We start from the raw sequence: 13703 nt of genomic DNA, 5'->3' as shown, positions 1-13703 counted from the left end.
AAAATTGAGACGAAACACAGAAAAGTTTTGTTAATGAACGGTTAATGGAAGGTTAATGTCTTTTTTGAAAGAAATTTGATTGTATTTTTGATGTTCAAAAAGTTAAACACAAAGGCACAAAGATTTTCACCAAGAACACGAATTTGAATATTTCAAGATTAATTTTTGCTGAGCGAAGCGCCTTTATCTCAATATGATTATTGTTTTTAAAGGAATCGATGATTACGCCAAAGGCGAATTGCGAATCTTAAAAATATTTTCAATAAGATTCAAAAAACTTTGCGGACTTTGCGTTTAAATTATTCTTTATGGTTTTAGAAGAATCAATATGAATCGGAAGAGAAACATCACAATTACTTTGTTCACGTTCAGCCTTATTATTTTGGTTGTTCTACAAGGCTATTATATTTATAATTCTTATCGTCTTCAAGAAAGAGATCTTACCGTACAAGCAAGAGCCATTGCGGACAAAACGCTGGAGACAATGGAAAAATATGAAACCGATACCAATGAGGAAAAATTAGTTGGTGATTTTGAAAGATTAAAAACTGGCATTACGATTCAAAAAGAAAAGATTACAAATCCTGAAAGAATTTATAACTCGGAAAAGCTGTACAACAAGAAATTAGAGAAAATCCTTAAAGAAAATATTGGTAACACAGGTTTTGAAATTGCAATGAAAAGTGAAATCTATTCGATATTGGATGAAGTTCAGAAAATGGAGCTTTTGCCGGCCGGTCGCTCACTTGTTTTATATCAAACGGTAAAAAAAATGTCAAAACCTTTAGTTATTAACGAAGGGAAATGGTCGAGTCGTCAATCCAAACAAAATACAGATTTGAAGCTGGATGAGAAAAATTATTATTTGGTAAAATCTAAATCAACTTTTCAGCTTCTGAATGTCAAATTTTTAGTTTTAAAAAAAATCATTCCTCTGATTATCATTAGTCTATTGATTATAATTCTGATTATCATCTTATTCAGAAACAGTATCAAAAATCTAAGTCGTCAGGAAAAAAAGATCTCACAGCTCCATACAACAATCGATTCCATCGCTCACGAACTGAATACGCCAATTACAACTTTGAAATTTTCAGTCGCTCAATCTTCTGATTCTGAAACCAAAGCTTTGCTGGAGCGCCAGATCAAACGTTTGGAGAATATTGTTTCGTCCATTCATAACAGCGATTCTGATGATGTTTTGATTGAGAAAAAAGAGATTGAGAATTATTTTTCTGAGGTTAAAAAGTCTTTTAATAAAATCGATTTTAAAATTAAAATTGAATTTATTGAAAATAAGTTGTTGCTTCAAAACGATTTCAAGCAAATTATGGATAATCTCATCGATAATTCATCAAAATACGGAGCGAAAGAAATCGAGGTTTTCATTAAAGTAAATAAGCTGATTGAAATGGAAGTTTCTGACGACGGAATAGGAATTCCAAAAGATGAAAAACAAAATATTTTTGATAAATATTACCGAATTACGAGAGACGAAAATCTTCACGTCAATGGTCTTGGAGTAGGTCTTTTTCTGGTTAAGACAATCGTTGACAAATACAAAGGAGATATCGAAGTGAATCCAAAAAAGAAAGGTGTTTCATTTAAAATAACGATTCCAAATGAAGCCTAAAATTTTACTAGTTGAAGACGACCAGGACTTGGGAATGGTTCTGAAGCAGTATTTGGAATTTTCTGATTTCGATGTGAATTGGATCCCGAATCCTGAAGAAATTCTGAAAAACAAAAAGCAGATTGACCAATATCAATTAGCAATTCTCGACGTAATGTTGCCTGTGATCGACGGTTTCGAATTGTCTAAGGAAATCAGAAAAACTTCGAATATTCCATTTTTGTTTTTAACGGCGAAAGGTCAAAGTATCGACAGAATTTTAGGTTTGAAGCTTGGTGCGGACGATTATATCACAAAACCTTGTGAACCGGAAGAACTGATATTAAGAATCAAAAATATACTCAAAAGACAACAGAATGCTACAAAAGCAATAATTAAACTCGGAAATTATTCATTCATTCCTTCGCAGTTTCAGTTGCTTTTTCAAGATGAAACCATTCAGTTGACGGAGAAAGAATCCGAATTGTTGCTTTTGCTTTCTAAAAACAATCAAAAAATCATCAACAGAAAAGAAATTCTTGAGACACTGTGGGGAGAAAATGATTATTTTCTGGGAAGAAGTTTGGATGTTTTTATGACCAGATTGCGCAAGTATTTTCAGAAAGATGAAAGAATTAAATTTGATTCTGTTCGTGGAATAGGTTTCAAGGTTGAGTTTCCGGAATTTTAGTTTTTGATATTAAATTCTAAAATATTATTATCAAATATTCTGTAAAAGTTAATTTTTTATTAATAATTGTAAATTAATAATCAGATACACCTTGTTTAAATATAAATTTCTATATTAGCGCCCCCAATCAAAAAGGGGGGGGTAATAATCATTACTTATTTAATTTTAATGACCAAAAAAGGACAAATAGTTGAAATACCTGCAAGCTCTCCAATCTATAGGAGAGAATTGCCGAGATTTCATTCAAAGAAAGATGAACTCATCTGGAAATCCCAGAAAAAAGAGTACTCACTATTTGATGGTTTTTTGGTTGGAGAACATCAGGGTGTGGGAAATTTCAAGATTGGACAAAGAAAAGGAATCAATGTTGGTGGAAAAAAAGAGCCTTTGTACGTCATCTGGATTGATGAAAAAGAGAACAGGCTTTTTGTGGGAGCAGGAGATTCTCATCCGGGACTTTTGACGAGTGTTATTCGTCTTGGAGAAAATTTAGAATTAAGTGATATTAATTTTTCTAAGGAAGAATTAGAAAATGGAATTGATGTTGAAGTTTCGACCCAGATTAATGAAAATAAAATTCATTCTAAGCTTTATAGGTTTGACAACAGCTTTTTTCTGGAGTTTGAAAACAAAGTCTCAGTAATTATTGGGGAACATCCATTGGATATCATTTATCAAAATAAAATTATTAAAACAACCTAATTAAATATATTTTCGAAATGAAGTTAAAAGTTTCTTTTTTAGCAAGTATGATTTCATTTATTGGTTTTGCACAGTCAGCTCCATCTTATTATTCTGGAGTTAACTTCAACAAAACTAAAAATGAATTAAAAGCTGATCTTGCAACATTAATTACAACAACCCATACGCAGACAATTGCATATTCTGCAGGGTTGGCATCGCTTTTCAAAACTAGTGACGCAGATCCGGCTAATCCAAACAACATTTTATTGATGTATGGATCTCAGAGTTCTGGTACACATCAGAGAAGCCGTCCTTACAGTGGAAGCTGGAATAGAGAGCACGTCTATGCAAAATCTAAAGGAACACCTAACTTGGGAACTTCCGGTCCTGGTTCAGATGGTCACCACCTTCGTCCGGCAGACAACACTTTGAACAGTACAAGAGGAAGTTTGTTGTTTGATGATGGAACGGGAGCTACAGCTTACAAAACAAGTCGTGGTGGATGGTATCCTGGAGACGAATGGAAAGGAGATGTTGCTAGAATCTTGATGTATATGTATGTAAGATACAACACGAGATGTCTTCCTTTGAACATCACAATGAATCCTTCTACTTATTCTTCTGATTTCCCGGATATTCTTTTGAAATGGAATGCTGAAGATCCGGTTTCAGACTTTGAAAGACAAAGAAATAATGTAGTTTTTGGAATTCAGCATAACAGAAATCCATTTATTGACAATGCTTACTTAGCAACTGTAATTTGGGGAGGTCCTGCTGCTCAGAATACTTGGCCAGATACCTTCAATGGTGGAAGTACTATTGATACAGAGGCTCCAACTGTCCCAACAAATCTTAGTGTTACAGGAACTACTTCTTCTAGCATTTCATTATCCTGGACAGCTTCTACCGATAATGTTGCGGTTAGTGGATATGATATCTATGCGAACAATACATATAAAACTACGGTTACAACAACGAGCGGAACAGTCTCAGGACTTAACTCTGCTACAACTTATATTTTATATGTTGTAGCAAAAGATGCGGCGGGTAATAAATCTAATAATAGTGATACAGTAGAGAGCACAACATCAGGACACGGAAATCCAGGTGAGCCAGAGACAACTTGTGGAACTGAGGATTTTGAAACTATACCAGCTACTAACTCATCTTACCTTGATAGACAATGGGTTAATAAAGGCATTACATGGACTGCAACCTATGCTAGAACGGATAAGCAAATTCATATCGATGGAGATAATAACAGAGCAATCTGTTTGAGAAAAGGTTCGTTGAAATCTTCTACGATCTCTGGAGGTGTTGGTTCTTTAACGGTTAAAACTTATTTGCCTTTTGCTGATTCTGCGGGTAACTATACTTTGAAAGTTAATGGTGTTGTAAAAGGACAAATTCCTTATTCTAAAATACCTACTACGACTACAATTTCTGAGATTAATGTGGAAGATAATGTAATAATAGAATTGGTGGATACTACAACAAACAACAGAGTATCTTTTGATGATCTTTCTTGGACTTGCTACGAAAAATTAGCTGTTTCAGAATCTGGTGCTAAAAACCAAAAATTAACAGTTTATCCAAATCCAGTTAAAAACAGCGAATTGTTCATCAGTGGAATTTCTAAGAACGAAACAGTTCAGATTTACAGTACCAACGGGCAATTGGTTCAAACAATCAATAACGTTAACAACAACGAAAAGATTAACTTGAAAAAGCTTTCTAAAGGTGTTTATTTTGTGAAAACAAAATCTAGCAGCACGAAAGTAATTGTTGATTAATCCAATTCAAATCATAACAAAAAGGTCAGGAGTTTTCTTCTGACCTTTTTTGTTTTTTAATTTTGATTATTAGAACCTCGGTACGAGCGACCTGTTAATAGTAAAAAAATTAATGATAGACAAAAGTGCCGTAGGTACTACCTTAAAATAAGTTATATTTAAGAATCTACTGTAAAATATCATTTGATATCTGAGACTAATACGTTATTTTTGTTGTATTGAAAGCATTCATTTCCATATTCATCATTTTCACAATCGCATTGCGTCCCGTTTTGCCATTGGTAGATTATACGGTGAATTACAACTACATCACCAAAAATCTTTGTGAGAACAGAGCAAAAAAAGAAATGGATTGTAAAGGCAAGTGTTACTTAGCCAAAGAACTTTCCAAATCCTCTCAAAACTCAGCAAAGCAAGACCAACTGAAACTTTCCGTATTCTCAGAATTATTTACTGTTAAAGATATTTTCACAGTTTTAAGTGATTTTAATTTCAATCTGGACAATCAAAAACAGAATTCTTTTCTGTCTCAATTCTATAATTTTTCCATAGAATCAAGGATATTCCATCCACCGGTGGTTTAATAACTTTATACTGTAAGGCTCATTTTGTCGAAAGCTATTTTAGACTCTCGGACTTAGCGAATCGTCTTTGTTTTTCAATAACAGTAGATGTTAAAAAAAACTTTGTGCCTTTGCGTTAAAATAATAAACAAAACTTTTTTAAGCGAAGCGCCTTTGTGAACCTTAATAAACATTAAGAAAAAAATCCTTGTGAACTTTGTGTTTAAAATTTATTATTAAATCAACTTCAAAAAAATGAAATTCAATATTTTGATGATACTACTTTCGGTGTCGGCACTGTCTTGTGCACAGGAGACACCCAAAGTAAAACAGGTTTCCAAAATGAAGCCCAAGACCGACCTCAAAGGTGTAAAGGTCGTGAACTCAGATGATCCGATTTGCCATATGAAAACAGCCGAATTCCTAAAAGATACTGTCATTTATAAAGGCAAAACTTATGGTTTTTGCAGCGATCATTGCAAAAAAGAATTCAAGAAAACTCCAGCCAAATATGCTTTGAAATGATAAACAGAAAGAAACAGAAGTCTTTCCAGAAAAGCAAACTGATTCTGCCGATAATAGTTTTTGCGGTACTATTTTTGGTGATAGGAATTGGGATGAGCTATTTCAAAAAGAGTCTTTACACGGTAATGAAAGTTCCGGAATTTGCACTCACAGACCAGAATTCCAAGAAGATTACCGATAAAGATATGCTCGGAAAAGTTTATCTCGTAGAGTTCTTTTACAGCCGTTGCCCTACGATTTGCCCTGTGATGAATTCCAATATGAAATACATCGATGAGCAAATCAACAATCCGGATTTCGGAATCATTTCCATCAGCATAGACCCAACCAATGATACACCGGAAGTGCTGAAAAACCACGCTAAAATGATTGGAGCCAAGTCGTCCAATTGGCATTTTCTATCGGGAGACCGGGATTATATCGGTAACTTAGCGGATATGTTTGACATTTATGTTGGAGATAAGGAAGATGATTCGGAGAGTCTCAATCATAGCGGGATGATTGCTTTGGTGGATAAAGAAGGAAATCTCCGTTGCCGGTTCGATGAGAACAATATGCCGGTTCTTTATTATTCAGGTTTGAATTACGAAGATGAAGCTGGAACTAAAACCAGCCTGAGAGGGAAGTACCATGCGGATAGAGAAAAATTAATAGAAGATATCAGAAAATTATTAAAATAATAAATGTCTAACCACTAAAAAAGTTATTATGAAAATCAAGAAAATATTCCTCGCAAGTGCTATATCTGCAGCAACTTTTGCGACGGCACAGTTCAAACAAACGCCGCTTCCATATGCTTACAATGCTTTGGAAGGATCTGTTGATGCACAGACAATGGAAATCCATTACACAAAACACGCAGCAGCTTATGTTGCAAATTTAAACAAAGCCATTGCAGGAACACCACTAGAAAAAGAAAGTTTGGAAAAGATTCTTTCCCACATTTCCAAAGAAAGTCCTGCCGTTAGAAACAACGCTGGCGGACACTACAACCACGAGTTGTTCTGGACAGTGTTGACACCTGAGAAAAATACACAGCCTTCCGCTAAATTAGCCAAAGCCATCAACGATTCTTTTGGGAGTTTGGATGCTTTGAAGGAAAAGCTGAGCAAAGCCGGTGCTGATCGTTTCGGCTCAGGTTGGGCTTGGCTGGTAGTAACGGCTGACAAAAAATTGGCGGTGACTTCATCCGGAAATCAGGATAATCCTTTGATGGATATCGCCGAGGTAAAGGGAACGCCAATTTTCGGAATCGATGTTTGGGAGCATGCTTATTATCTTAAATATCAGAACAAAAGAGCCGATTATCTGGCTGCACTTTGGAACGTGACCAACTGGAAAGAAATCAGCAGAAGATATGAGGAAGCTATTAAGTAACAGCCTCAATATATCAAAAAAAAGCACAGCTAGCCTGTGCTTTTTAAAAACCTCAAAAAAAAGTCTTGAAACTCATCTTTAACCTTTTACTAGTCTTTTATTTGGTGCTCAAACCAATGCTGCCATTGGTAGAGTATGCGGTTAATTATGATTATATTTCAAACGTTTTGTGTATCAACAAGAAAAAACCGGAGCTGCATTGCAACGGTAAATGTTACCTCGGAAAAGAGCTCGCCAAAAACAGCTCAGAAGATTCCAAATCCAAAAATCCGACCCAGAAAATCATCGACTGCTATATTCCGGTTGAGATTGCTGCAGTCAAAACAGTAGGGCAAAGATTCTTTACCAGCCTTACTTTCCCATACACCACAGATTATTCTTATCTGTATCTGAAACACATTTTCAGACCTCCAATTGTTTAGATAATATAGGTAATTAGGGCGATTCCCTCTCCGACGCTAAGGCAGCCACTCGGGTCGGGCTATCCGCTCATACTCCTCGGTCAACGGCTCCGCTTCGCTCCGCCGCTGCCCTGCGGGGTAACCGCTGCTATCCCTATCGCAGCAGCGCACAAAAACTCACATTTCAGCAAAAAATAACAGTCTTTATCAATATTGACGAAGTCAAGCCTTTGTGCCTTAGAAACGAAGAATTGTTTAAAAAATCTTTTGCCTTTGTGATAAAAACCTTTAAAAATTATCAATCATAACATCTAACAAATGAAAATCTATAAACTATTATCATTACTATTAATCTCAATAATAACTCTTTCATCTTGCAGTAACAACGATGATGACGATATCCAAGATAATACAACTGGAAATCTTCAAGTCAAATTCGAGAACGGCTTCTATAATCTCGGCGATATTGTTTTGAATCAGACCATACAAACCTCAGTCAAAGGACAAAAACACCAGTTCTCAACGCTTAAATACATCATCAGCAACATCTCACTAACCGATGAAAACGGATCGGAATTTAGATACCATTACAACAATCCTGACAAAGGTGCTTTCATTATCAATCAGGAAGAAGCCAAAGCTGGAATAGTCTTCATTAACCTCAGCGAAGTCCCGAAAGGAAATTATAAAAAAATTAAATTAGGCTTGGGGATCAGCCCTGCGGCTTATCTTATTGGTCAGGACGGACAAGGTTTGTTTTGGGACAAAGCCAAACAAGAAGGAATGGCTTGGTCTTGGTCTGCAGGTTACATATTCACAAAACTTGAAGGCAAGTATGGAACATCAACACCTGACACCGAGTTTATGAACCATTGCGGCAATATGGGAGATGTTTCCTCAAACGGAACCGCAGATCTTTATAGAGAAGTGGTTTTGGATTTACCGACTACAGCCAGAGTGAATAAGGATATTACACCTTCTGTTCATATTCTTGCAGATTTCAACCAATACTTGAGTGGGAAAACGACGTTGTCATTGGATACTTACAATAATATGGCGATGGGCAGCAGCGCACATTTAGTAAATGTCAGCAACAACCTCATCAATATGTTCAAAGTAGACCACGTTCATAATGATTAAGTCAATTCAACAATTCCAAAGAGGGCGATTATGTTCTCTTTGGATTTTATTCATTGTAATTTCAGGAATATCAATGTCTTGCTCCAACGAATATGAAGGCGAAGCTTTTGAAGAAGACAAAACGTACAATCTGGAGGTTCCGACAAATTTTCCAGCGTTGGCATTTGATATTGAAAAAAATCCTGTAACTGTAAATGGTGTAGCCTTGGGTAAGAAATTATTTTATGAAGGCAAACTATCGCGTAACAATACCATTTCTTGTGGTTTCTGTCATATTCAGGAGTATGCGTTCACTCATCACGGACATCCTGTGAGCCACGGTATTGATGATAAATTAGGCATCCGCAATGCACCGCCAATTCAGAATATGGCATTTCTCAAAAACTACACTTGGGATGGCGTGAGCCATAATCTGGATGAGCGGTCTTTGGTTCCTATTACTACAGATTTTGAAATGGACAGTTCTCTGCCCGAAGTCGTTTCAAAACAAAGTCAAGATGCCAATTATAAAAAGCTATTCAAAGCAGCTTATGGCGACGAGAATATTACCGGCGAAAGAGTATTGAAAGCGTTGACCCAGTTTATGGTCACAATGATTTCCGCCGATTCCAAATATGACAGAATGAAGAAAGGAAAAGCTTCTTTCACAAATGAAGAATCTCAAGGGATGGCATTATTTCAAAATAAATGTGCAAGCTGTCATTCAGGAGAGTTGTTTACCGATGAAAGTTATCGAAATACTGGAATGTATTACAATGCACAGCACGACGACCGTGGTAGATACCGTGTGACATTGGATTGGAATGATAATATGAAATTCCGTGTGCCAAGCCTCCGAAATGTAGAATACACTGCACCTTATATGCACGACGGACGTTTCTATTCTTTGGATGCTGTGCTCAATTTCTATTCGGATAATGTAGAGAATCAAGCCAATCTGGACCCGATTCTGAAACAGAACGGATATATTGGTCTCCCAATGACTACTTTAGAAAAACAGTACATCATCGCTTTCCTGAAAACCCTCACCGACCAACAATTTATTACTAACAAGCAATTTGCAGAATAGTAGCTATTAATACGAAACTGCTATTGTCATTGCGAACGAAGTGAAGCAATGTCCAATAATAATTAACTCGCAGATTTTACAGATCAAGCAGATTTAATAATCTGTAAAATCCTAAAAATCTGCGAGAAATAAATATAAATCTCATCAAAGTGAAGCGCCTTTGTGAGACTACCAACAGCATTTGAAACAAAAACCTAGTGCCCTTTGTGTTCAAAACCAAAACTTTTGTGCCTTTTGTGGTTAAATAAAAATCAACAATGAAAAAATCGATCATAATATTAATACTAATCATCCTGTCTCAGCAAATAAAAGCCAACCGAGACAGCCTTTACATTCCTCAATATGAAAACCAGTTACAGTATTTAGCCAAATACGAAAAATTATTCTGCGACGCCTGTGGTTGTGCTGCTGGCAATGGCTCTTCTGGCTTCGAATCGTTATTGAATCCCCAATTCATCGGAGTCAAATATTTTGCGCAACATTACAAGGCTAAAGAAAACTTGTTCACGCAGGATTTGACGCAGGATCAATATTTCAATACCATTCAGGTTTGGGGTAAGATTCCGATAACTCAGAAGCTAAGTATTTATGGGAGTATTCCGTTTCAGTTTCACGAGAAGAAAACTTTGCAGGGCGATATCAACATCAGTGGGATAGGAGATGCTAGTGTGATGGGAATTTACGAAATCCTCAAATCCGAAAACGACTACCATCAGCTGAATGGTGGTGTAGGTGTAAAAATTCCGTTGGGGAGATTTGATGAGAAAGGAATTACAGGCGTTAATCCAAGTTTCCAATTGGGAACAGGAAGCTGGGATTACCAGTTGGCATTGAGTTATAAATTCCAGAAAAACCTCTTTGCATTGATGATAAATACCGACTACACTATCAAAACCGAAAATAAAAAACACTACCGCTTTGGTAACCAATGGAATTATGCTGCAACTGGATTTTACAGATTATGGCGTAATGAGACTAGTATCTTTTCTGGAAAATTGGGCTTGCAAGGTGAAGTCTATGACTGGAACAAGCAGTTTGGCGAGGTAATGCCCAAGACGGCTGGCAGTGCCTTGTATGGTAGATTGGGATTCGAAGTGTCTTACAAGAAGCTCAGTCTCGGTAGCGAGCTGATGTTGCCTGCTTATACCCAATTGGCAGGTGGTGATATCGAAGCCAAATCCAGATTCAGCTTATTTATCAACTTCGGAATTTAATCATCATTAATAATTAACCATTAGTAACCAATCTTTTTATTAAATTTGAGAATCAACCTCTATAAAAACACTTCATGTTCTATAGATTCCGAATTTTCATTGGTGGCTTATTGATTTTCATCTTTGTTGCCTGTTTTGGTATTTTATATGTCTCTTTGTCAGACAAAGCAGAACCTATTACTAACAATACACCTAACACCGATCTCAATAGTGTGTTTTGCACTTACAAAGGCAAAGTCTATGCAGCAGTACCGAGTAATGGCTATTATGAAGTGAAAGGAGCCGATGCCAAGACCTTTAAGACTTTTACAGATAATTATCAGGATGCGCACATCGGTTGGGATGGCAATCATGTGTACGCTGGAAATATCATTCTTCAAGAACTCAATCCCAATAATCTGAAAGCGCTCACTAATAATTATTATACCGACGGCAAGACAACTTACTTCTGTGCCAGAAACTCGGAGCGTAATGAGGAGCTTGGCACTTTAAAAGAAGTCTTACAATTGGTAAGGCAGAGTATGGGGACTGCCGAGAAACCACAGACCTATTGGTATCCATTTGTTGAACTTCCAAAGAATCAGTTCTACACTTCAAAAAAGGGTTTTGATATTGGTGGCAATGCCCATCAGTCTTTTTTTAGAGGACAAGTGATGCCAAAAGCAGATCCTAAATCCATACGTCCACTTAATATACGGTATGCAGATAGACAGGAGCGGGAAAGTACGAGTTATTTTACTGATGGTAAGAATGTATATTACGAAAACCAATTGTTGCCTCTTGTTTATAATAACAGTTTATTTGAGGTAGGGATAGAAGGTGATGTCCCATCCAGAAGCGCTTATCTTATTGATAGCATACACGGGATGGTGTATGCCGATGGACATAGTTTTAATTTTTCCAAAGCACCTTACAAGATGTTGAGTTCAAATCTGAATCACGCCAATCAGCCATTGTTCAGTTGCCGGGAAGGTTTCTATTTTTACGACCCCGAATCTGAAAAAATAAAGCGGGCTGGAGACAATCCCTTTGTAGATAATCAGTTCACTCACTTGGCTCCGGATGTTTTTGCCAGTGCTAATAAGGTTTATTTTCTGACCGCTTCGGAACATTGGGGCAGAAAAACAGGTTTGAGCAGTCGATCTACCCATTTGATGGCGCTGGAAGATGTCGGTGCATCAGACTTTAAAAAGCTGGACAATGGTGAGAATCCCTACATTAATATTTGGCAGGCTGGTAAGCAATACTTTTATTTGGACAACTTTGGCAGCTCCAATTTGATGTCATCAGCAGTTTATGAAATTAAGGATGAAGCTACAGTACGAGATATCCTTACCAAATCCGACTTGAGGTATGATGATATCCAGAAGCTAAGACGTTCAGAGGCACTGTCGTTTCCTCCAAGCGATAATATTTTGACATCCAGTGTCTCTTATAATAGAGGATGGTATTGGCCTTATTTACTAATTTTGGGAGGAGGTGGCATCGTTGGTTTAGTCGCTTTCCTTTTAAGGAATAAAAAGATCTCACCTTTTATATTGCAAGACGGTTATCTGATGTTCAACAACATGAATTTTAAAAGATACCAACTCACAAAGATTGACAAAGTCATTTTTTCAGTCATATCCAATTACCGAACCAATAGCGGTTACAGTGGCAGAATGCAGATCGTGATGAAAAATGGTAAAAAGAGTTTTAATACCCACTTTTCTACCAAAGTCACTTTACTCTCCGAATCAAAAGAGACGGTTAAAGTTTATATCAAAGAATTGCAGGATCAGTTGGAGAAAGAAGGAGTGAAGACGGAGTTGGTGGGTTAGTTATTTTTAATTAAGCGTATTCTTAATTATTAGTATAAATAAAATAATATAACATTCAAGACATCAGAAATTTACGTGTATTAGAGGAGCAATACCAACAAAAATCCTGAGACTATTCTCAGGATTTTTATAAATAAGCCTTTGGTATTAAACCAATGCTATATGTGAGATTTGTGTTTAGAAAGAATATTGCTTGGTGAAGTCAGAACCATCTCCGGTTAAGGTTAAATTCTCGTTAATTTCAACTTTGCCGCCTTTTTCAATTTTGTATTTCACAGTCATTGGTGCGCCGTAATTAATAATCTGTACACCATTGGCAAATGCTCTGATAGGTTCGGTAGTTTCGATAACATAGGTTTTTGTTGAGCCTGCAAAGTCATTATCATTTAGACCAATTGCTGATTCTCCGGTACGTACCACACCGTTTACTTTCCAGATATCAGACTTTGTACCGCCTGTGCCTCCAGCTAAGCTTACAGAGACAAAATCATCATCAGGATTTACATTTTCAAGCGTTACGGTCACTTTATAATGGCTGCTTTGTCCGATAACCTCATCCACGATGTCATCATTATCCTTGCTGCAGCTTGTTAAAACAGTTCCGAAAGTCATTACAGATAAAAATCCATATAGAGCTATTCTGGTGCTTATCTTTTTCATAATATTATTTTTATAGGTTTGTGAGTCACAAATTTCCGCAGAATGGCTTGGGGAAGCAATCATCGGAAACGATGATTTTATTTCTAATGGTTTACCATGATTTTAAGTGTTGGTCGGACATTGCGTTTTTTTTATTTAGATATTTGTAGTATAA

Annotated in this window: 14 protein-coding genes; 13 read left to right on the top strand and 1 reads right to left on the bottom strand. The window is 36.5% G+C overall.

The features are described from left to right. The first annotated feature begins 328 nt into the window (after nucleotides 1–328). The 13 genes from KI430_RS04580 (at nucleotide 329) to KI430_RS04520 (ending at nucleotide 12889) form a co-directional block, all read left to right on the top strand. Complete coding sequence (locus KI430_RS04580) at nucleotides 329–1633, top strand: sensor histidine kinase (protein ID WP_248877090.1); 1305 nt, start codon at nucleotides 329–331, stop codon at nucleotides 1631–1633. Next, nucleotides 1623–2303 carry a response regulator transcription factor gene (locus KI430_RS04575; RefSeq protein ID WP_248877089.1) on the top strand — a complete coding sequence of 227 codons (681 nt, stop codon included), beginning with the start codon at nucleotides 1623–1625 and terminating at the stop codon, nucleotides 2301–2303. Before KI430_RS04580 ends, KI430_RS04575 begins: the two co-directional genes overlap by 11 nt. Before the next feature lie 168 nt (nucleotides 2304–2471). Further along, a complete protein-coding gene (locus tag KI430_RS04570; protein WP_248877088.1) occupies nucleotides 2472–3005 on the top strand; it encodes a tRNA methyl transferase PRC-barrel domain-containing protein in 534 nt (177 codons plus the stop codon). A gap of 17 nt (nucleotides 3006–3022) precedes the next feature. Then, entirely contained in the window at nucleotides 3023–4780 is a 1758-nt protein-coding gene (locus KI430_RS04565; RefSeq protein ID WP_248877087.1) for an endonuclease, read from the top strand. A gap of 218 nt (nucleotides 4781–4998) precedes the next feature. Further along, nucleotides 4999–5364, top strand: a complete 366-nt coding sequence (locus KI430_RS04560; protein WP_248877086.1) for a hypothetical protein — start codon at nucleotides 4999–5001, stop codon at nucleotides 5362–5364. Between the two features lie 234 nt (nucleotides 5365–5598). Further along, nucleotides 5599–5868 carry a YHS domain-containing protein gene (locus KI430_RS04555; protein WP_248877085.1) on the top strand — a complete coding sequence of 90 codons (270 nt, stop codon included), beginning with the start codon at nucleotides 5599–5601 and terminating at the stop codon, nucleotides 5866–5868. Continuing rightward, nucleotides 5865–6548, top strand: coding sequence for an SCO family protein (locus KI430_RS04550; RefSeq protein ID WP_248877084.1), 684 nt, complete (start codon nucleotides 5865–5867; stop codon nucleotides 6546–6548). The genes KI430_RS04555 and KI430_RS04550 overlap by 4 nt, the downstream gene beginning before the upstream one ends. A gap of 28 nt (nucleotides 6549–6576) precedes the next feature. After that, entirely contained in the window at nucleotides 6577–7245 is a 669-nt protein-coding gene (locus KI430_RS04545; protein WP_248877083.1) for a superoxide dismutase, read from the top strand. A 65-nt stretch (nucleotides 7246–7310) separates the two neighbouring features. Beyond that, on the top strand, nucleotides 7311–7667 hold the full coding sequence (locus tag KI430_RS04540; RefSeq protein ID WP_248877082.1) for a hypothetical protein: 357 nt from the start codon (nucleotides 7311–7313) through the stop codon (nucleotides 7665–7667). Between the two features lie 297 nt (nucleotides 7668–7964). Beyond that, nucleotides 7965–8786 (top strand): MbnP family protein, encoded by an 822-nt coding sequence (locus tag KI430_RS04535; protein ID WP_248877081.1) that lies wholly within the window; start codon nucleotides 7965–7967, stop codon nucleotides 8784–8786. Beyond that, nucleotides 8779–9855 carry a cytochrome-c peroxidase gene (locus KI430_RS04530; RefSeq protein ID WP_248877080.1) on the top strand — a complete coding sequence of 359 codons (1077 nt, stop codon included), beginning with the start codon at nucleotides 8779–8781 and terminating at the stop codon, nucleotides 9853–9855. Before KI430_RS04535 ends, KI430_RS04530 begins: the two co-directional genes overlap by 8 nt. Nucleotides 9856–10112: 257 nt before the next feature. Then, nucleotides 10113–11069, top strand: coding sequence for a transporter (locus KI430_RS04525; protein WP_248877079.1), 957 nt, complete (start codon nucleotides 10113–10115; stop codon nucleotides 11067–11069). Nucleotides 11070–11143: 74 nt separating this feature from the next. Beyond that, a complete protein-coding gene (locus tag KI430_RS04520) occupies nucleotides 11144–12889 on the top strand; it encodes a DKNYY domain-containing protein (RefSeq protein ID WP_248877078.1) in 1746 nt (581 codons plus the stop codon). Between the two features lie 177 nt (nucleotides 12890–13066). On the opposite strand, the gene KI430_RS04515 is transcribed toward KI430_RS04520, so the two are convergent. Next, on the bottom strand, nucleotides 13067–13549 hold the full coding sequence (locus tag KI430_RS04515; protein ID WP_248877077.1) for a hypothetical protein: 483 nt from the start codon (nucleotides 13547–13549) through the stop codon (nucleotides 13067–13069). Nucleotides 13550–13703 lie beyond the last annotated feature (154 nt).

Source organism: Epilithonimonas zeae, assembly GCF_023278365.1.
GTDB lineage: Bacteria > Bacteroidota > Bacteroidia > Flavobacteriales > Weeksellaceae > Epilithonimonas > Epilithonimonas zeae_A.
Note: the sequence above shows the minus strand (reverse complement) of the source record. Positions and strands in the feature narration are given on the sequence as shown.

Excerpts from the sequence above, each read along its gene's own strand:
- KI430_RS04515 (WP_248877077.1), bottom strand. The coding sequence starts at position 13,549 with ATGAAAAAGATAAGCACCAGAATAGCTCTATATGGATTTTTATCTGTA.
- KI430_RS04520 (WP_248877078.1), top strand. The coding sequence starts at position 11,144 with ATGTTCTATAGATTCCGAATTTTCATTGGTGGCTTATTGATTTTCATC.
- KI430_RS04550 (WP_248877084.1), top strand. The coding sequence starts at position 5,865 with ATGATAAACAGAAAGAAACAGAAGTCTTTCCAGAAAAGCAAACTGATT.
- KI430_RS04525 (WP_248877079.1), top strand. The coding sequence starts at position 10,113 with ATGAAAAAATCGATCATAATATTAATACTAATCATCCTGTCTCAGCAA.
- KI430_RS04545 (WP_248877083.1), top strand. The coding sequence starts at position 6,577 with ATGAAAATCAAGAAAATATTCCTCGCAAGTGCTATATCTGCAGCAACT.
- KI430_RS04530 (WP_248877080.1), top strand. The coding sequence starts at position 8,779 with ATGATTAAGTCAATTCAACAATTCCAAAGAGGGCGATTATGTTCTCTT.
- KI430_RS04575 (WP_248877089.1), top strand. The coding sequence starts at position 1,623 with ATGAAGCCTAAAATTTTACTAGTTGAAGACGACCAGGACTTGGGAATG.
- KI430_RS04570 (WP_248877088.1), top strand. The coding sequence starts at position 2,472 with ATGACCAAAAAAGGACAAATAGTTGAAATACCTGCAAGCTCTCCAATC.
- KI430_RS04580 (WP_248877090.1), top strand. The coding sequence starts at position 329 with ATGAATCGGAAGAGAAACATCACAATTACTTTGTTCACGTTCAGCCTT.
- KI430_RS04535 (WP_248877081.1), top strand. The coding sequence starts at position 7,965 with ATGAAAATCTATAAACTATTATCATTACTATTAATCTCAATAATAACT.
- KI430_RS04565 (WP_248877087.1), top strand. The coding sequence starts at position 3,023 with ATGAAGTTAAAAGTTTCTTTTTTAGCAAGTATGATTTCATTTATTGGT.
- KI430_RS04555 (WP_248877085.1), top strand. The coding sequence starts at position 5,599 with ATGAAATTCAATATTTTGATGATACTACTTTCGGTGTCGGCACTGTCT.